Origin of the sequence: Burkholderia sp. MS389, from assembly GCF_016899425.1 — a bacterium.
Lineage (GTDB): Bacteria > Pseudomonadota > Gammaproteobacteria > Burkholderiales > Burkholderiaceae > Burkholderia > Burkholderia sola.
On the sequence record NZ_CP045995.1, the window covers coordinates 1,767,580 to 1,785,090 of the forward strand.

At 69.6% G+C, this 17,511-nt stretch carries 16 protein-coding genes and 2 pseudogenes; 8 read left to right on the forward strand and 10 right to left on the reverse strand.

Annotated elements, in window-relative coordinates; genetic code table 11:
• Nucleotide 1 precedes the first annotated feature (1 nt).
• From GJG85_RS24235 to GJG85_RS24255, 5 genes and pseudogenes are all read left to right on the forward strand, one after another.
• A complete protein-coding gene (locus GJG85_RS24235) occupies nucleotides 2–1,093 on the forward strand; it encodes a ChuX/HutX family heme-like substrate-binding protein (protein WP_089489851.1) in 1,092 nt (363 codons plus the stop codon).
• A 32-nt stretch (nucleotides 1,094–1,125) separates the two neighbouring features.
• Nucleotides 1,126–1,995 carry a helical backbone metal receptor gene (locus GJG85_RS24240; RefSeq protein ID WP_239468999.1) on the forward strand — a complete coding sequence of 290 codons (870 nt, stop codon included), beginning with the start codon at nucleotides 1,126–1,128 and terminating at the stop codon, nucleotides 1,993–1,995.
• Between the two features lie 15 nt (nucleotides 1,996–2,010).
• Complete coding sequence (locus GJG85_RS24245) at nucleotides 2,011–3,099, forward strand: iron ABC transporter permease (protein WP_050012152.1); 1,089 nt, start codon at nucleotides 2,011–2,013, stop codon at nucleotides 3,097–3,099.
• Nucleotides 3,100–3,118: 19 nt separating this feature from the next.
• Nucleotides 3,119–3,949: a heme ABC transporter ATP-binding protein gene (locus tag GJG85_RS24250; RefSeq protein WP_050012153.1), complete on the forward strand. Its 831-nt coding sequence runs from the start codon at nucleotides 3,119–3,121 to the stop codon at nucleotides 3,947–3,949.
• Nucleotides 3,950–4,044: 95 nt separating this feature from the next.
• Nucleotides 4,045–4,433, forward strand: a pseudogene (locus GJG85_RS24255) (VOC family protein).
• 31 nt (nucleotides 4,434–4,464) lie between these two features.
• On the opposite strand, the gene GJG85_RS24260 reads toward GJG85_RS24255, so the two are convergent.
• Both GJG85_RS24260 and GJG85_RS24265 read right to left on the reverse strand, forming a co-directional pair.
• The gene (locus GJG85_RS24260) at nucleotides 4,465–5,076 is read right to left on the reverse strand and encodes a trimeric intracellular cation channel family protein (protein ID WP_050012154.1); all 612 of its coding nucleotides are present in this window, start codon (nucleotides 5,074–5,076) and stop codon (nucleotides 4,465–4,467) included.
• An 8-nt stretch (nucleotides 5,077–5,084) separates the two neighbouring features.
• Nucleotides 5,085–7,214, reverse strand: coding sequence for a PBP1A family penicillin-binding protein (locus GJG85_RS24265; RefSeq protein WP_050012155.1), 2,130 nt, complete (start codon nucleotides 7,212–7,214; stop codon nucleotides 5,085–5,087).
• Nucleotides 7,215–7,454: 240 nt separating this feature from the next.
• Between GJG85_RS24265 and GJG85_RS24270 the strand changes: the two genes are divergently transcribed.
• Nucleotides 7,455–8,249, forward strand: coding sequence for an aminoglycoside phosphotransferase family protein (locus GJG85_RS24270; RefSeq protein WP_050012156.1), 795 nt, complete (start codon nucleotides 7,455–7,457; stop codon nucleotides 8,247–8,249).
• Nucleotides 8,250–8,497: 248 nt separating this feature from the next.
• Entirely contained in the window at nucleotides 8,498–8,911 is a 414-nt protein-coding gene (locus GJG85_RS24275; protein WP_050012157.1) for a hypothetical protein, read from the forward strand.
• Nucleotides 8,912–8,992: 81 nt separating this feature from the next.
• Here the strand turns inward: GJG85_RS24275 and GJG85_RS24280 are convergent, their stop codons facing one another.
• The 5 genes from GJG85_RS24280 to GJG85_RS24300 all read right to left on the reverse strand — a co-directional run bounded on the left by GJG85_RS24280 (nucleotide 8,993) and on the right by GJG85_RS24300 (nucleotide 13,154).
• The gene (locus tag GJG85_RS24280; protein ID WP_050012158.1) at nucleotides 8,993–9,829 is read right to left on the reverse strand and encodes a bifunctional allantoicase/(S)-ureidoglycine aminohydrolase; all 837 of its coding nucleotides are present in this window, start codon (nucleotides 9,827–9,829) and stop codon (nucleotides 8,993–8,995) included.
• An 846-nt stretch (nucleotides 9,830–10,675) separates the two neighbouring features.
• Nucleotides 10,676–11,113, reverse strand: coding sequence for a hypothetical protein (locus GJG85_RS24285; protein WP_050012159.1), 438 nt, complete (start codon nucleotides 11,111–11,113; stop codon nucleotides 10,676–10,678).
• Nucleotides 11,114–11,490: 377 nt separating this feature from the next.
• Nucleotides 11,491–12,150 carry an isoprenylcysteine carboxylmethyltransferase family protein gene (locus GJG85_RS24290; RefSeq protein ID WP_124594348.1) on the reverse strand — a complete coding sequence of 220 codons (660 nt, stop codon included), beginning with the start codon at nucleotides 12,148–12,150 and terminating at the stop codon, nucleotides 11,491–11,493.
• A gap of 156 nt (nucleotides 12,151–12,306) precedes the next feature.
• Nucleotides 12,307–12,471: a hypothetical protein gene (locus GJG85_RS24295; RefSeq protein WP_162838116.1), complete on the reverse strand. Its 165-nt coding sequence runs from the start codon at nucleotides 12,469–12,471 to the stop codon at nucleotides 12,307–12,309.
• 263 nt (nucleotides 12,472–12,734) lie between these two features.
• Complete coding sequence (locus GJG85_RS24300) at nucleotides 12,735–13,154, reverse strand: HIT domain-containing protein (protein ID WP_050012161.1); 420 nt, start codon at nucleotides 13,152–13,154, stop codon at nucleotides 12,735–12,737.
• Between the two features lie 242 nt (nucleotides 13,155–13,396).
• On the opposite strand from GJG85_RS24300, the gene GJG85_RS24305 reads away from it, so the two are divergent.
• A complete protein-coding gene (locus tag GJG85_RS24305; protein WP_204383926.1) occupies nucleotides 13,397–14,818 on the forward strand; it encodes a serine hydrolase in 1,422 nt (473 codons plus the stop codon).
• Between the two features lie 78 nt (nucleotides 14,819–14,896).
• Here GJG85_RS24305 and GJG85_RS24310 read toward each other — a convergent pair whose 3' ends face one another.
• From GJG85_RS24310 to GJG85_RS24320, 3 genes and pseudogenes are all read right to left on the reverse strand, one after another.
• Nucleotides 14,897–15,520, reverse strand: coding sequence for a glutathione S-transferase (locus tag GJG85_RS24310; protein ID WP_050012163.1), 624 nt, complete (start codon nucleotides 15,518–15,520; stop codon nucleotides 14,897–14,899).
• 72 nt (nucleotides 15,521–15,592) lie between these two features.
• Nucleotides 15,593–17,092, reverse strand: a complete 1,500-nt coding sequence (locus tag GJG85_RS24315; RefSeq protein ID WP_204383927.1) for a TIGR01777 family oxidoreductase — start codon at nucleotides 17,090–17,092, stop codon at nucleotides 15,593–15,595.
• Nucleotides 17,089–17,511, reverse strand: a pseudogene (locus GJG85_RS24320) (DUF393 domain-containing protein); the annotation flags it as partial. The gene GJG85_RS24315 and the pseudogene GJG85_RS24320, both read right to left, overlap by 4 nt.

The following is a 17,511-nucleotide window of genomic DNA, read 5'->3' on the forward strand; positions in this document are numbered from 1 at the left end:
CATGATGCAATCCGCCCTTCCCGGTCAATCGGCCACGCCGGCCCGCGCGGCCGCCGCGCTGCGCGACGCGTTCGTCAAGCTCAAGACCGAGCGTCAGCTGCGCAACCGCGACGTCGCGCAGGCGCTCGGCGTCAGCGAAGGCGAGGCGCTCGCCGCGTTCGTCGGCGAGCACGTCGTGCGGCTCGACGCGCGCTTTCCGGCGATGTTCGAGGAAATGCCGCGCCTCGGCCGCGTGATGGCGCTGACGCGCAACGACACGGCCGTCCACGAAAAGGACGGCGAATACGCGCAGATGAGCCACGACGGCCCGGTCGGCCTCGCGCTCGGCGACATCGACCTGCGCATCTTCTATCGTCACTGGGTGTCGGCGTTCGCGGTGCGCGACGAGACTGCGCACGGCCCGCTGAAGAGCCTGCAGTTCTTCGATGCGCAGGGCCATGCGATCCACAAGGTCTATCTGCGCGCGCACAGCGATCACGCCGCGTACGACGCGTTCGTCGAACGCTGGCGCGCGTCGTCGCAGGAGCCGGGCCTCGCGGTCGCGCCCGCTGCGCCGAAAACGCCCGAGCGCGCCGATAGCGAGATCGACGTCGCGGGCTTTCGCGCCGCATGGGACGCGATGACCGATACGCACCAGTTCTTCGGCATCACGCAGCGCTTCGGCGTGAGCCGCATGCAGGCGCTGCGCCTCGCCGATCCGCACTACGCGTATCCGGTCGAAACCGCGCATGCGTTGCGCCACGTGCTCGAACACGCGGCGCAAAGCGGCCAGCCGATCATGGTGTTCGTCGGCAACGCGGGAATGATCCAGATCCATACGGGCCCCGTCGCGAACGTGCGCGAGGTCGGCGCGTGGATCAACGTCCTCGATCCGGGCTTCAACCTGCATGTCCGCGAGGACCTGATCGCCGCCGCATGGGTCGTGAAGAAGCCGACGAGCGACGGCATCGTCACGTCGCTCGAGCTGTTCGACCGGCAGGGCGACCACGTCGCGCTGCTGTTCGGCGAGCGCAAGCCCGGCAAGGTCGAGCGCGACGACTGGCGCGCGCTCGTCGCGACGCTGCCGGCGGCCGCACGCGGGGGCGCGCGGTGAGCGCGCGGCCGTTCGATCCGCGCCGCCGGTCGCTGCTGGCCGGTGCGCTCGCGGGCGCACTGCCCGCCGGCGTGCTCGCCCAGGTCGCTGCCGCCGCGCCGAAACGCGTGATCGTGATCGGCGGCGCGCTGGCGGAAACCGCGTTCGCGCTCGGCGGCGCCGAGACGCCGCGTTACCGGCTCGTCGGCGCCGACACGACGTGCACGTATCCCGACGCCGCGAAGCGCCTGCCGAAGGTCGGCTACCAGCGCGCGCTATCGGCCGAAGGGCTGCTGTCGCTGCGGCCCGATCTCGTGCTGGCCTCCGCGGAAGCCGGCCCGCCGACGGCGATCGCGCAGGTGAAAGGCGCCGGCGTCACGGTGACGACGTTCGACGAGCGCCACGACGTCGAATCGGTGCGCGCGAAGATCACCGGCGTCGCGCAGGCGCTCGACGTACGCGATGCCGGCACCCTGCTGCTGCAACGCTTCGATCGCGACTGGCAGGCCGCGCGCGACGCGGTCGCCGCGCGCGCGCCCGGCGGCGCGCAGCCGCCGCGCGTGCTGTTCGTGCTGAACCACACCGGCACCCAGGCGCTCGTCGCGGGCCAGCGCACGGCCGCCGACGCGATGATCCGCTACGCGGGCGCGCGCAACGCGATGCAGGGCTTCGAGCACTACAAGCCGCTGACGACCGAGGCGCTCGCGGCGGCCGCGCCCGACGTCGTGCTGATCTCCGACGAAGGGCTGGCGGCCGTCGGCGGCCACGCCGCGCTGCTCGCGACGCCCGGCTTCGGTGCGACGCCGGCCGGCCGCGCGCGGCGCGTCGTGTCGCTCGACGCACTGTTCCTGCTCGGCTTCGGCCCGCGCCTGCCGCTCGCCGTCACGACCCTGCATCGACGCCTGTCGAATGCGCTCGCCTGATTCCGGATCGACCCGATGCCCGCTCACGCTTCGCCCTTCAACGCGCCGTCGCCCGCCTCGCGCGCCGGCGCCGCCCGTGTTGGCACGTCGCGCCGCTTCGCGCCGTTCGTCCTCGCCGCGCTCGCCGTTCTGGTGGGCGCGATGGCCGTCGTCGCGCTGTGCGTCGGCGCGTACCGCATTCCGCTGGCGCAAGCCTGGGCCGCGCTGAGCGGCGACGCGGCCGCTCAGCAGGCGCGCGCGGTGCTGCTCGACATCCGCGCGCCGCGCGTCGTGCTCGCGCTGCTGGTCGGCGGCGGCTTCGGCGCGACCGGCGCCGCGATGCAGGCGCTGTTCCGCAACCCGCTCGCCGATCCGGGGCTCGTCGGCGTGTCGAGCGGCGCCGCGCTCGGCGCGACCACGCTGATCGTGCTCGGCCCCGCGCTCTTTGCCGCCCACGCGAGTGCGGTCGCACTGCCGGTCGCCGCGTTCGCGGGCGGCCTCGCGGTCGCGGCGCTCGTCTACCGGCTGGCCGCGTCGCGCGGCCGGCTCGCGCTGCCGCTGCTGCTGCTCGCCGGCATCGCGATCAATGCGCTGGCCGGCGCGGCGATCGGGCTGCTCACGTTCGTCGCCGACGACGCGCAGCTGCGCTCGCTGACCTTCTGGAGCCTCGGCAGCCTCGGCGGCGCGCAATGGTCGACGCTCGCGGCCGTCGCGCCGTGCGTGGCGCTCGGCTGCATGCTGCTCGTGCGCGAACGCGATGCGCTGAACGCGCTGCAGCTCGGCGAAACCGAAGCGCTGCATCTCGGCGTGCCCGTGCAGCGACTGAAGCGGCGCGTGCTCGTCGCGGTCGCGCTCGCGGTCGGCGCGCTCGTGTCGTGCGCGGGCATCATCGGCTTCATCGGGCTCGTCGCGCCGCATTGCATGCGCCTTGCGTGCGGCCCCGACCAGCGCATCGTGCTGCCCGGCGCCGCGTTGCTCGGCGCGTTGCTGACGCTCGCGGCCGACCTCGCCGCACGCACGGTCGCCGCGCCCGCCGACATTCCGCTCGGCGTGCTGACCGCGCTGCTCGGCGCGCCGTTCTTCCTCGCGCTGCTGTGGAAGAACCGCGGCGCGCTCGGCGGCTGATCCCTTCTTCACGACGACCATGCTGACTGCCCATCACCTCGACGTCACCCGTCGGCACGACACGATCCTGCGGAATCTGTCGCTGTCGATCGAACCCGGCCGCGTGACCGCGCTGCTCGGCCGCAACGGCGCGGGCAAGAGCACGCTGCTGAAAACCTTCGCCGGCGAGCTGACCGGCAGCGTCGCGCCGAACGGCGTGCGCGTGACGGGCGACGTCACGCTGAACGGCGAACCGCTCGCGCGCATCGATGCGCCGCGGCTCGCGCGCCTGCGCGCGGTGCTGCCGCAGGCCGCGCAGCCCGCGTTCCCGTTCAGCGTCGACGAAATCGTGCTGCTCGGCCGCTATCCGCATGCGCGGCGCAGCGGCGCCCGCCACGTCGTTGCGCACCGCGATCGCGACATCGCGTGGCGCGCGCTCGAACGCGCGGGGGCCGACGCACTCGTCGGCCGCGACGTCACGACGCTGTCGGGCGGCGAACTCGCGCGCGTGCAGTTCGCCCGCGTCCTCGCGCAGCTGTGGCCGGACCACGACGCGACGGAAACCGGCCCGCGCTACCTGCTGCTCGACGAACCGACCGCCGCGCTCGATCTCGCGCACCAGCACCGGCTGCTCGATACCGTACGCGCCGTCGCGCGCGAATGGCAGCTCGGCGTGCTCGCGATCGTCCACGATCCGAACCTCGCCGCGCGACATGCGGATACGATCGCGATGCTCGCCGACGGCACGATCGTCGCGCAGGGCACACCGCGCGACGTGATGACGCCGGCCCATATCGCGCGGTGCTATGGCTTCGCGGTGAAGAGGGTGGAAACCGGCGACGGGACGCCGCCGGTGATGGTGCCCGCGTAGCGCGGGCGTGTGTCGCATGATCGTAGCGTCGTGCGCTGCCGTCAGCGGCGGCGTTCGCTCGAGATCGTTCGTCTGCCCCTTTCGAGGAAACCTCCGTGCCGCTTCCGATGACCCGCATCATCCTGTACGTCCGCGACGTCGCGTTGCTGAAGGCGTTCTACCAACGATATTTCGCACTGCCCGTCATCGGGAAATCGACGTCGAATGGGTCGTGCTCGACGCAGGCGCGATCGCACTCGCGCTGCATCGGGCCGGGCCGGCGTTCCGTGATGCGGCCGCATTCGCAAACACGAACGCGTACGCAACCACCAGCAACGTGAAACTCGTATTCAGGATCGACGCCGATCTCGACGCGCATCGCGACCGGCTCGCCCGAGATGGCGTGACCGTGCGCGATCCCAAGCGCTACGATGGCTTCCCGTTCCGACTGTATGACGGCGTCGATCCGGAAGGGAACGTCTTTCAGGTAATGCAGCCGGACTGAATGCCGGCACGGCAGGCATGAGCACGAACGCTCAATGCTCGACGTCCGCCGCGCCGAAGGTCCGCATCTTCCAGCCGAGCCGCACCGCGAGCATCCGCATCGAGAAGCCGGCCGCCAGCGCGACGAGCGTCGCGAATCCCGCATCGATGTCGACATGCTGCATCCCGACATACAGCGCGCCCGTGGCGAACGCGACGCTCGCATACAGTTCCTCGCGCAGGATCAGCGGCATCTCGTTGCAGAGTAAATCGCGCAGCATCCCGCCGCACACGCCCGTGATCGCGCCGGCCAGCACGACGATGATCGGCGCCGTGCCGGTCGATGCGCCGATGTCGCAGCCGATGATCGTGAACGCCGCAAGGCCGATCGCGTCGACGGTGACGAACAGCGTCTTCATCCGCGCGACGTGCCGCGCGGCCCATGACGCGACGGTCGCCGCGACGAGCGTGATCACCAGGTATTCGGGATGCGCGATCCAGCCGAGCGGATAGTGGCCGAGCAGCACGTCGCGCACGGTGCCGCCGCCGAGCGCCGTCACCGCGCCGACGAGCGCGAGCCCGAAGCGGTCCATTCCGCGCCGCATGCCCATCAGCGCCCCCGACATCGCTTCTGCGACGATCGCAATCAGATAGAGCGTATGCATCGCGCGCGTCAGTCGTCGGTCCGGAACAGGTCGAGCACGCGTTCGCGCTCGGCCGCATCGACGGCGGCCGGCATCGGTTCGTCGCGCTGGCCGTGGTCGGCCGATGCATCCGGCGCATCGACGGCCGCCGCGCCGCCGCACGCAAAGCGGCTGCGGATATACGCCGGCACGTCGGCCGTGCACGTGCCGCGCGTGTATTCGGCGTAGACGAAATCGCCGTCGACGAGCGCGACGTCCTGCGGCGGCGTCGCATCGACCGGCGTGCGCCCGTCGACGGCCGTCTTCATGTAGTCGAGCCAGACCGGCAGCGCAAGCGTCGCGCCGGTCGCGCGCCCCATCGGGCGCGGCGTGTCGTAGCCGAGCCACGCGACCGCGACGATGCCCGACGAATAGCCGGCGAACCATACGTCCTTCGACCCGTTCGACGTGCCCGTCTTGCCGGCCGCGTCGTCACGCCTGAGCGCGAGCGCGCCGCGCGCGGTGCCGGCACGCACGACGTCGCGCAGCATGCTGTCCATCACGAACGCATTGCGCGCCGACACGACCCGCTCGCCCGCCGGCACGGTCGCCTCGTACATCGCGCCGCCGTGACGCTGCTTCACCGACAGGATCAGGCGCGGCTCCATCCGCGTGCCGCCGTTCGCGAACACGCTGTATGCGCTCGCGAGTTCGAGCGGCGTCACGGCGCCCGCGCCGAGCGCGAGCGGCAGCGACGCCGGATTGCGATGCGCATCGAAGCCGAAACGCACCGCGTGCTGCTGCACGTAGCGCGCATCGGTGGCTTGCATCAGGCTGACCGCGACGAGGTTCTTCGAGCGCATGAGCCCTCTCCGCACCGGGATGAAACCCTCGTAGTTGTTCGCGAAATTGCGCGGACGCCACGGCCGCGCGCCGGTTTCCGCGTGTGTGAGCGTGCGCTGCGTATCGTCGACGAGCACGCCGGGGAAGTAGCCCTTCTCCAGCGCCGCCGAATAGACGAACGGCTTGAAGCTCGACCCCGGCTGCCGATACGCCTGCAGCGCATGGTCGAACACGTTGCGATTGAAATCTGCGCCGCCGACCAGCGCGAGCATGTCGCCGGTGGCCGCATCGAGCGACACGAGCGCGCCTTCGAGGCCGTTGCGCGCATCGCGTGTCGCGCGCGACTGGCGGCTCAGCGTGCGCTCGAGCGCGGCCTCGGCGGCGCGCTGGTCGCGCATCGAGATCGTCGTCGTCACGTCGAGGCCGAGCGTGTACGCGTCGTCATGAAACCGCTCGACCATCATCCGGCGCGCCCGCTCGGCGACGTACGGCGCCGCGATGATGCCTGGCGGCGGCGTGGTCGCCAGCGCGATCGGCGCGTCGACGGCCGCGCGATACGCCGCATCGTCGAGCTGGCCGAGCGCATGCATCCGGCCGAGCACGTAGTTGCGCCGCGCGGTCGCGCGCGCCGGATTGACGACCGGGTTGAACGCGGACGGCGCCTTCGGCAGCCCGGCGAGCACGGCCGCTTCGCCCGCGCTCAACGCGTCGAGCGGCTTGCCGAAGTACACGTGCGCGGCGGCCGCGAAGCCGTATGCGCGCTCGCCCAGATAGATCTCGTTCATGTACAGCTCGAGCAGCTTGTTCTTGCTGTATGCGCGTTCGAGCTTGGCCGCCATCAGGATCTCGGCGAGCTTGCGGCTCAGCACCTTGTCGCGCGTCAGGTAGAAGTTGCGCGCGACCTGCATCGTGATCGTGCTGCCGCCCTGCCCCGGCTGCCCGGTGACGACGTTCGCGAACGTTGCGCGCGCGAGGCCGCCGACATCGACCGGGCCGTGCTCGTAGAACTTTGCGTCCTCGGCCGCGAGCAGCGCGTGCCGCATCAGCGGCGGGATGCGTTCGAGCGGCACGAACTCGCGCCGCTCGACGCCGTATTCGGCCAGCAGGTCGCCGTCGCGCGAGAAGATCCGCAGCGGCAACGCGGGACGATAGACGGCCAGGTGCTCGACGGACGGCAGTTGCGTCCAGATGCGATCGATCGTCCAGGCGCCGATGCCCGCGCATGCGAGCGTCAGGCCGAGCAGCGCGCCCGCGAGCGTGCGCCATACGCGGCGGCGGCGCGGCGGTGTGGAGGGCGGCGCGGGCGGCGGAGGCGGATTGGCGGTGGGGTCGGTCATGTCGGGCTCCTTCTTCAGTGCCGCGACGGCCGGCGCGAGACACGCGCCGATCGGTCACGAAAGGCGCGCATTGTCGAAGGGATGGCATGAAACCGGAACATTCTTTAGCCAAAGTTTGGCTGGCTAAATTTTATTTAGGAAAGCGCTTTGGAGCCCGCTCGCCCCGTGTATGCGGGTTTGCGGCATTCGTCGCGACGAGCGCGCCGGGCGCGCGAGCCGGTTCGCTTGTACCATCGTCGGATGTTCGATCGATACCTCGACCTGTGGAGCCTCGTCCCCGACGGCGGCCCGATCCTGACCGCAAGCGGCGGCCTGCTGCCGGTCGTCTGGCATGCGCGGCCCGCGATGCTGAAAGTCGCCACTTGCGACGAAGAGCGGCGTGGAAATGCGCTAATGGCGTGGTGGAACGGGCAAGGCGCTGCGCAAGTGTGGCAGCACGACGGCGACGCGATCCTGCTCGAACGCGCGCAGCCGACGCCGACGCTCGCCGTGTTGTCGGCCGCGGGCCACGATGACGACACGATGCGCATCGCGTGCGACGTCGTCGCTCGGTTGCACGCGCATCGTGCGCCGCAGGTGCCGCAGGTCGTGCCGCTGCATGACTGGTTCTATGCGTTGCTGTCGAGCGATGCCGACAATGACGCGCTGCGCCGTTCGGCGGCGGTCGCTCGTCAGTTGCTGGCGGGGCCGTCGGTCGACGAAGTCGTGCTGCATGGCGACATTCACCATGACAACATGCTTCATTTCGGCGATCGCGGCTGGCGCGCGATCGACCCGAAAGGGTTGCGCGGCGAGCGCGCGTTCGATTACGCGAATCTGTTCTGCAATCCTGCGCATGAGATCGCGGTCGATCCGGTGCGTTTCGAGCGGCGTGTCGTGGTCGTGGCCGATGCGGCGCGGCTCGAACGGGGACGGTTGTTGAAGTGGATACTCGCGTGGGCCGGGCTGTCGGCGGTGTGGTTGATGGAGGACGAGCAGCCGGCCGATACGCGGCTGCAGGTTGCGATGCTTGCGGCGGCTGCGCTCGGGCTGTAGCGATACGCATCGACCATGAAAACAGCCCATCGCGAATGTCTGCGGGGAAGCGGCGAAGACCACCGGACGGACGGTGCCGCACAGATAGACGCAAGCGCTGAACTCCGGGCTCGTTTGAAACCGCGGCCGTCCGATCGTGGAGTAGTATTCCCCGATATCGAGGTGATTACCCGGCCTCTACGGCGCACCGCCGACCCATCTACGTATAGTGGCAACGGCCGTGACGACGGCATTGATGGAAACGCATCATGTCAACCGAGTGGAAGCACCGCGTCCGACTGTTTATCCAGCGCTTCTGGCAGCCGACCAGCGCGTGCATGACCTGCATGCCCGGGAGCTGGGGAAACGTCATGAGCGTTACCCACTGGACTATCGCCTTTCATACGGGTCTGCTGACCGGGCTCCTGGCGATACTTCTGACTTTCACGCCCGTCTCGAAACTCTACGCGCATCGATACGGCAATGCGCTGATCGTTGGCGTCCTGACGACGTTGGGCGACGCCTACTCGCACACGAGTCATTACCGCATCCCCTATGTCGAGCACATCGTGACGGGTGCGATTTCAGGTCTCTTGGCGCTTGCGGCGTCATATCTCTTCGAAGACCGCGCGCGACGCCTTCGGGCGGTGTGGGCTCGGGTTGTCGGACAGCCTATCCGCTGACTGTCTGACCCTACGCTGAACGCGAAAAAAAACCCGCCGGCAAACACCGACGGGCTTTCATATCCGACCTGCGCCGTGCCTTCAGCGCGCCGGGTTCAGCGTCAGATTCATGTGACGGTTCACATCCTTGTACAGCAGATAACGGAACCGCCCAGGCCCGCCCGAATAGCATGCCTGCGGGCAGAACGCGCGCAGCCACATGAAGTCGCCGGCTTCCACCTCGACCCAGTCCTGGTTCAGCCGATAAACGGCCTTGCCTTCCAGCACGTACAGGCCGTGCTCCATCACGTGCGTTTCGGCGAACGGAATCACGCCGCCCGGCTCGAACGTCACGATGTTCACGTGCATGTCGTGACGCATGTCGCTCATGTCGACGAAGCGCGTCGTCACCCATGCGCCGTTGGTGCCCGGCATCGGAATCGGCTCGACGTCCTGCTCGTTCGTCACGAACGCGTCCGGCAGCGGAATGCCGTCGACCACTTGATAGTGCTTGCGGATCCAGTGAAAACGCACCGCGGCATCGCTGACGTTGTGCAGCGTCCAGTCCGCGCCCGGCGGAATGAATGCGTAACCACCCGGTTTCAGCGTGTGCTGCTTGCCCTGCAGCGTCAGCTCCGCTTCGCCTTCGACGACGAACAGCACGGCTTCGGCGTGCTTGTCCTGCTCGGGCTTGTCGCTGCCGCCGCCCGGATTCACTTCGACGATGTACTGCGAGAAGGTTTCCGCGAAACCCGACAGCGGGCGCGCGATCACCCACAGGCGCGTGTGGGTCCAGAACGGCAGCCAGCTCGTGACGATGTCGCGCATCACTCCCTTCGGGATCACCGCGTACGCCTCGGTGAACATCGCGCGATCGGTCAGCAGATCCGTCTGCGGCGGGTGGCCGCCATGCGGCGCGTAATACGTTGTCTTAGACATAGTGCATCCAGGCAATGGGTTGGTCCGGCCCCGGGCGCAAACGGCGTCGGGCGGTTCGCCTGCGCGTGAAACGCGCAGACGACGGCGGGACGTCGTTGCCGGGGTGGCTTGAAAGCGCATGCGCCTTCGGTCGGTCGGCCAGGCTTCGCATCGGGTCCGTCCGTCGAGCGGACGCGGCGGCCCGGATGGTCGGGCCGGCGGTCAGGCCGCGGCCCTCGCGATCATGCAGCGAGGCGCGGATGGCGGCACGGTTCGACTCGGTACGCGAGCATCGCCGACGATAGCGAAGTCGATCTCGATCGACCAATTAAATGTTGCGATGACATGCATTCGATTTCGCACTACCCACCGGCGCCCGCGATGTGCGGTGGGGAAGCGTTGCGGGGCGCGCCGGCTATCGGGGAAATCCTGACGGTTGCGAACGCTCGCGCGATGGGTCCGTGCACGACAACGCAGCGTGCAAAGCGCCGGTCTCGATGCATCCCGTTACGCGGATCGAAGGCAGTCGAAACGTGCGCGGCAGCGGACCGCTGCGGCAGGGCCGCGAGATACGGTCAGGTCAGAACGAGCCGACGTGTCGAAGGAAAAGTGGACGGCATTCGGCCGACCCTGCCCGCGCACATTCGGACGCGGCAACGGGTGTCGTCGAGAAGCGGAGAAAACAGCGGAAGGAGAATTGCCGGCCCGTCGATCGGGCACATGGCAGCGGCTGATGAAGCCGGAGGAGAATCGCCGGCGTGGCCGGCGAAGCGGCCCGGCAGCGCGCCGGGCTGAGGCTCGCGTCGGGATGCCGACGCCGTCGGCGCGCCGGTGCGCGGGTCGCGCACCGGACCGCGCCAGCGGCGATCAGTCCCAGTCGCGGTGGTGGCGATGCTTGCGGCGATGGTAGCCGCGGTCGCCGTGATCGCGATCGTACGAGCTGCGCGACATGTTGCCGCCGAGTGCCGCGCCGGCGCCGCCGCCGACGGCCGCGCCCAGCAGGCCGCCCGTGCGGCCGCCCATCGCGTTGCCTGCCGCGGTACCCGCGCCGCCGCCGAGGGCGCCGCCGATGATCGCGCCGGTGCGCTCACGACGGTTCGACGTCACCGCGCCGCCGGCGCCGCCGCCGATCGCGCCGCCGATGACGGAGCCCGTGCTGCCGCCGACCGCGCCGCCGACCGCTGCGCCGGCAACCCCGCCGAGCGCGCCGCCGAGCGCGTTGTTCAAGTCACCGGCCATTGCCGGCAGTGCAGTCGCGCCGGTCAACGCGGCGACGACGAGAGCGGGGGCGATTTTCTTCCACATTCCCGTATTCTTCCTTGTTCGCAATTCTGGTTATCGAGGTCCGCTCGGTACGACGATCTGAATCGATCGACGTCGGGGCAGGCATTGTGCCGAACCGCGGACCAATTCATTTCAACGAGCTTGCGGCGAAGAATAGCACCGGTCCCGCATTCCTGCCGTGGACATTGTGGTAACAAGTTGTTTACGAATAACAGACGATAAACGCACCCGCCGAATCCGGCTGAAACCCTTGCCGGCATTGGCTTCGGCACGGTTCTGGCCCCGCATCGCGACAGGCCGGTGATGCAAGCGGCCGCACATTCGAGACACACGTGGCAACACATCTGCACATGCCGCGCGCGGGCCGCCGAACGAAGGTCAGGGGGAAACGACGAGGGTCAGTACACGCCGGGCAGCAACCGCCACGTCCGCGCGCAGTACGCGTCGTACTCGGCGCCGAATTGCGAGCGTAGCAATGCCTCCTCCGAGCGGATCCGCGCGACGAGCGGCACGAGCGTCAGCACGACCAGCAGCACGCCGACGCCGGAGCGGAACGCCAGCGCCCAGCCGAACGAATTGACGACCAGGCCCAGATAGCTGGGATTGCGGATGCGGCTGTAGATGCCGCCGGTCACGAGCGTATGGCCCGGCTGGATCGCGACGAGCCCGCTGAAGCGCTTGCCGAGCACGAACACGGGCCACATCCGCAGCACGCCGCCCGCGAGGTACAGCGCGACGCCGATCCAGCGCACCGTGTCGCCGCCGAACGTCCAGACGTCGAGCCGGTCGGTCAGCGCGGGCAGGTACGCGAGCAGGAAGCCGCTCACCGCGAACGCCGCGAGCACCCAGCGGTTGTCGCGACGCTCGCGCTCGCCGCTGCTCAGGTTGCCTTCGGTGAACAGCGCGGTGACGGCCATCGCGAGCGTCGCGAGCGCGACGACGGTCAGCTGGGGATGCGAGAAGAATGCAGCGAACCCGCCGATGCCGAGCACGGCGAGCCCGAGATAGACGAGCGTGGACAGGCTCGACAGAACGATGACCTTGGGGGTGGCTGTCATGACGGCCTCGCGGGGATACGCATTCCTGTGAAGTATAGGAACCGCGCAGCCCGCGCGCCGTGCAGCACCGTGATGCGGCGCGCGAACGCGCGGGCATCGTCCGGCCAACGGCAGCCGACCGGGCCGGTATGGCCGCGGCCGGCGTGCTGCGACGGATCAGCGGATGTGGAAGTGGCCGCCGATGCCGACGGTGACGGGCGGCGCGTAATACGCGGGGGCATAGCCGTAGTAGGCCGGCGCGGGCGCGTAGCCGTACGGCGGCGCGACATAGCAGCCGGACAGGCCGCCGATCAGGGCAAGCGTGATGAGAAGTCTGGACATGGCTCGGTTCCCGGCGCGAAAGACGAACGGCATCTCGCGAAGACCGCGCCGCCGCGTGTCGCCGCACCACGCGACGGCCGGCACGAAGAGGCGATCCGCCCCTCCTGTCGCTCGATGAAACAATGCGCGGAGTCTAGCGCCGGGCCCGGCCGGCCGAGTTTCCCGGGCGGTTACACGTGTTACCTGGTGTGACCGCTGAAACAGGCTCTGGCGGCGCAGCGGCCGGCCGGTGGACGGCCGCCGCGCCGGGTGCGGACGGGTTGTTACACGAAGCGGGCACGAATGCGCTGCGCGAGCGCTTCGAGCGTCGCGGCGTCGGCGATGTCCCGCGCGTGCATCCGCAGCTCCGCGCCTTCCCAGCGCGGAATCACGTGGAAATGCACATGCGGGACCGTCTGGCCGGCTGCCGCGCCGTTGAACTGGCCGATGAACACGCCGTCCGGCTCGAGCGCCGCGCGCACCGCCGCCGCGACGCGCTGCGCCATGCGGATGCCGGCCGCGGCCGCGTCGCCGGACAGCTCGAAGATCTGCGCGGCCGGCTCCTTCGGGATCACGAGCACGTGACCGTCGGCCTGCGGCATCAGATCCATGATCGCGAGCGTCGCGTCGTCTTCGGCGACCTTCACGCACGGCAGTTCGCCGCGCAGGATTTTGGCGAACGGGTTGTTGTTGTCGTAGGACATGGCGTTTTCCGATCTCGATTGGACAGTGGGACTGGGACAACAATGCCGGACGATTATCGGCCGACGGCCGGCCCGATATCAACTCGCGCGACGCGCGACGCGCGCCGAATCGTCGAGCAGGCGACAACGCGACCGCATGCGATCGTCGTCACGCGTCACGCGGCCGCGATTGCAACGCATCGCCCGAACCTGCGACACTGCCGGATCGTTGCCGGCCGGCACGCCACCGAGGACGCTCGCGCATGACGATCCCCCTCAAGAAGCTGATTCTGCGCGGTGTCGCGCTCGCCCTCGTGGCCGCTATCGGCTACACCGGCTACATGCTGTCCCGGCTCGCGCCGATCGCGACCGGCTATGCGGCCAAGGCGCTGTGCTCGGGCGTGTTCGTGTCGGGCCGCCCGGCCGCGTCCGTGATCGACGTCGACATCATGGCCGGCGTCCATCCGCTGCTGAAACTGGTACGCCCGTCGCTCGATCCCGACCATCATCGCGCGATGGCGACCTTCGCCGGCTTCGCCGAACGCGAAGCCGACTTCCGACCCGGGCTCGGCTGCACGCTCGCACTCGGGGCCCCGACCGGTGCGGCGGCGGCCACCTTGCCGGCCGCGTTGCCGCCCCTCCCCGATCCGCCGGTCGCGCCGCCCGACCCACCCGCACCGGCCACGCCGCCCGCCGGCATCGACGCACGCAAGCTGCAGACCGCGCTCGACCGCGCGTTCGACGAACCCGATCCGGCGCGGCCGCGGCGCACGCGCGCGGTCGTCGTGATGTGGCGCGGCCAGGTGATCGCCGAACGCTATGCGCGCGGCTTCACGGCCGACACGCCGCTGCCCGGCTGGTCGATGACGAAAACCGTGACCGCCGCGCTGGTCGGCACGCTGGTCGCGCGGCACAAGCTGTCGCCGGACGCGTCGGCGCTGCTGCCCGAATGGCGCGGCAGCGGCGATCCGCGCGCGGCCATCACGCTCGACGCGCTGCTGCGGATGACGAGCGGCCTGCAATTCAACGAGGACTACGACGACCCGCTGTCCGACGTCGCGGTGATGCTGTTCACGCAGCCCGATACCGCGCAGTTCGCGTCGGCGAAGCCGCTTGCCGCGACGCCCGGCGCACAGTGGTCGTACTCGAGCGGCACGAGCGCGATCGTCGCGCGCGTGATGCGCGAAGCGCTGGGCGGCAGCGACGCCGACTACCTCGCGTTTCCGCGCCGCGCGCTGTTCGCGCCGCTCGGGATGCGCAGCGCGGTGTTCGAGCCCGATGCGTCCGGCACGCTCGTCAGCGCGTCGTACCTGTATGCGAGCGCACGCGACTGGGCGCGCTTCGGTCAGCTTCTGCTGCAGGACGGCGTGTGGAACGGGCAGCGGCTGCTGCCGGAAGGCTGGGTGCATTACCTGACGCGCGCGACGCCGCAGTCGACGCGGCAGGAATTCGGCGCGCAGCTGTGGGTGAAGGTGCCGGAGCCGTTCAACGATCGCGATCCGCATGCGCGCGCGATGCCGGTCGACGCGTTTCATGCGGTCGGCCATGAAGGTCAGTTCGTGAGCGTGGTGCCGAGCCGCGAGCTGGTGATCGTGCGGCTCGGGCTGTCGCGGCCGGAAGCCGCGTGGAATCACGAGGCGTTTCTCGCGCGCGTGCTCGACGCGGTGCCGGCCCCCGGTGCGTGACGACGGGCGCTTGCCCGTCGCACGCGCTACGGCGGCGGCCGTGACGACGCCGCCGCTTCACGCGCTATCCGCGCTGCATTACGGATTCGCGCTGCCGCCGTACTGCTTGAACCCTTCGCGCGTCGCGAGGCGTTCGATGTAGCGCGACACCGCCGGCAGGTCCGGATGCTCGAACGGCGTGCCGAACCAGCGGTTCACCGACAAACCGATCGGGATATCCGCGAGCGTGAACGTGTTGCCGGCCACGTACGCGCCGGTCTTGTCGAGCTGCGCGTTCAGCACGCGCATGTGCGTCGTCCAGCCCGCGATCGACCGTGCGATAGCGTCCGGATCCTGATGGTCGGGCGACTTGCGCACGAGGCCGAGGAATGCGCCGACCCACGAGCGGTTCAGGTCCGAGCCCTGCCAGTCGATCCACTGGTCGACGCGCGCACGCGCCTGCGGCTCGGCCGGATACAGCGCATCGCCGCCGTAGCGGTTCGCGAGGTAGCGGATGATCGTGTTCGATTCCCACAGCACGAAATCGTCATCCTTGATGACGGGCACGAGCGCGTTCGGATTCAGCGCGAGATAGGCCGGATCGTGGGTCGTGCGGAAGCCCGCGCCCCAGTCTTCCTGTTCGAACGGCAGGTTCAGTTCGGTGCACAACCACAGCACCTTGCGGACGTTGATGGACGGAATCTTGCCGAGGACGTGCAGCATGCAGTCTCCTTATGAGGTCGGGTGCGGAGCGTTCGGCGCGCACGGCACACGCCGAACGCGTTCACGCCGAATTTATACACGACCTCGCGGGAAACGGCAGACCGCGGGCGCGAAATCGGTGTGCGGCCGGTTCGTCAGGTCGCGCAGCGCGTGCTCGGCCGTCGGGAACCGGAACATGAATCCGTCCTGATGCAGCCGTGCCGGCACCACGCGCTGCCCGTCCAGCAGCAGCTCGGCCATCTCGCCCATCGCAGCGCGCAGCGGTGCGGCCGGCACGTGCAGGAACGCCGGACGGCGCAGCACCTTCGTCACGACCTGCACGAACGCGCGCTGGGTCAGCGGCACCGGTGCGACCGCGTTGTAGACGCCATGCATCACCGCATTGGACATCGCTCGCGCGACGATCCGCAGCACGTCGTCGCGGTGAATCCAGCTCATCACCTGCGCGCCGTCGCCGAATCGGCCGCCCAGCCCGACGTAATGCGGCAGCAGCATCGGGCGCAACGCGCCGCCCGGGCCGAACACGATGCCCAGCCGCAGCACCACCGCGCGCACGCCGTGGCGCTCGAGCGGTTGCACGGCCGCCTCCCACTGCCGGCACAGCTCGGACATGAAGCCGGCGCCGGTACTGCTGCCCTCGTCGAGCCGTTCGTCGCCCGGCCGCACGCCGTAGTAGCCGATCGCGGACGCCTGGATCCACGTGCGCGGCTTGACCTCGGCGGTTTCCACCCAGCGCATCAGCGCCTGCGTGACGCCGACGCGGCTGGCGAGCAGCAGCGCCCGCCGGCGCTTGCTCCAGCGTGCGCCCAGCACCGGCGCGCCGGCGAGATTGATCACCGTGTCGAAGCGCTCGTGCGGCTGCAACTGGTCGACGGACGTCGCGCTGCGCACGCGGCCTTGAAACAGGTAAGCCGCGCGCAACGGATCGCGTGCCAGCAACGTGACCGTATGCCCGGCATCGAGCAACTGGTTCACGAGCGTTTCGCCGATGAAGCCGGTCCCGCCAGTAACGAGTACGTTGCCCGGCCGCTGCCGGGCGAACGGGTTGGCGGCCGGCGCGCGTGGCGCGATGCGGTATGCTGCGATCCCGTCGCGTACGCCCGACAGCGTCACGCCGACGGCGAACAGGCTGAGCAACCAGCCACGCCAGCCGACGTCGATCGCGTGCAGCGCGGTCGGTTCGTGCGCCCACACGGCGAGCTGCATCGCGACCATTCCGAACAGCGCGCCGCCGTTGACGGCCAGCAGCGTATGCAGCACGCGCTCGGTCGCCGGCAGCTTGCGGCTCTGGTCCTCGACGACGAAATCCCACAACGTCAGCACCACTTCGACGAGCACGGCCGTCGCGAGCGCCGCGACCCACGCGCCGTGAAACGCGACGTTCGCGATCGACGCGAACACGAGGCCGTACAGCACGGATCGCACCGCATGAATCGCCAGCTCGAGCCGCGCGCGCGGGCTGTGCGGCAGGTCCTGCGTGAGTTCGTGGTGATAAAGCGTGTCGAATGCGCCCATCGCGCCCTGCACGATCAGCAGGTTGAGCGCCCAGTCGAAAGCAGGCAACGTGTTCATGCGGTATCCCTCCTCCAAAGCCAGACGAGCGGCGGCGCCATCGCGACGAGTGCGGCAACGTCGATCGCCACGTGACTCCACACCTGCGCCTGCCACGACAACAGCATGTCCTGCGGCGCCCAGATCGACAGGCCGGCCAGCAGCCAGCCCCACACTTCCCGTTTCCGCAGCCGGTTGCCGAGATGGACGAGCGCGAGCATCCAGACCGACGCGCACTGCACCGTCGCGCCGAGCAGCGACATCCACCAGACCTGCTGAGCGCGCGCGGCTTCGGGCGCGGCTCCCGTCCAGAAATGCCACTCGACGTCGCGGTGATACGCGTCGAGCCAAGATGCGCCGGCGATCCACGGAATGGCTGCGCCGACCAGCAGGTGCGCGATCGCGGCTGCGTACATCCAGCGCACGACGATGCGGCGCGG

Bases quoted from the DNA above. Each gene is read 5' to 3' on its own strand.
- GJG85_RS24235 (WP_089489851.1), top strand. From the start codon at position 2: ATGATGCAATCCGCCCTTCCCGGTCAATCGGCCACGCCGGCCCGCGCG.
- GJG85_RS24245 (WP_050012152.1), top strand. From the start codon at position 2,011: ATGCCCGCTCACGCTTCGCCCTTCAACGCGCCGTCGCCCGCCTCGCGC.
- GJG85_RS24250 (WP_050012153.1), top strand. From the start codon at position 3,119: ATGCTGACTGCCCATCACCTCGACGTCACCCGTCGGCACGACACGATC.
- GJG85_RS24260 (WP_050012154.1), bottom strand. From the start codon at position 5,076: ATGCATACGCTCTATCTGATTGCGATCGTCGCAGAAGCGATGTCGGGG.
- GJG85_RS24265 (WP_050012155.1), bottom strand. From the start codon at position 7,214: ATGACCGACCCCACCGCCAATCCGCCTCCGCCGCCCGCGCCGCCCTCC.
- GJG85_RS24270 (WP_050012156.1), top strand. From the start codon at position 7,455: ATGTTCGATCGATACCTCGACCTGTGGAGCCTCGTCCCCGACGGCGGC.
- GJG85_RS24275 (WP_050012157.1), top strand. From the start codon at position 8,498: ATGTCAACCGAGTGGAAGCACCGCGTCCGACTGTTTATCCAGCGCTTC.
- GJG85_RS24280 (WP_050012158.1), bottom strand. From the start codon at position 9,829: ATGTCTAAGACAACGTATTACGCGCCGCATGGCGGCCACCCGCCGCAG.
- GJG85_RS24285 (WP_050012159.1), bottom strand. From the start codon at position 11,113: ATGTGGAAGAAAATCGCCCCCGCTCTCGTCGTCGCCGCGTTGACCGGC.
- GJG85_RS24290 (WP_124594348.1), bottom strand. From the start codon at position 12,150: ATGACAGCCACCCCCAAGGTCATCGTTCTGTCGAGCCTGTCCACGCTC.
- GJG85_RS24295 (WP_162838116.1), bottom strand. From the start codon at position 12,471: ATGTCCAGACTTCTCATCACGCTTGCCCTGATCGGCGGCCTGTCCGGC.
- GJG85_RS24300 (WP_050012161.1), bottom strand. From the start codon at position 13,154: ATGTCCTACGACAACAACAACCCGTTCGCCAAAATCCTGCGCGGCGAA.
- GJG85_RS24305 (WP_204383926.1), top strand. From the start codon at position 13,397: ATGACGATCCCCCTCAAGAAGCTGATTCTGCGCGGTGTCGCGCTCGCC.
- GJG85_RS24310 (WP_050012163.1), bottom strand. From the start codon at position 15,520: ATGCTGCACGTCCTCGGCAAGATTCCGTCCATCAACGTCCGCAAGGTG.
- GJG85_RS24315 (WP_204383927.1), bottom strand. From the start codon at position 17,092: ATGAACACGTTGCCTGCTTTCGACTGGGCGCTCAACCTGCTGATCGTG.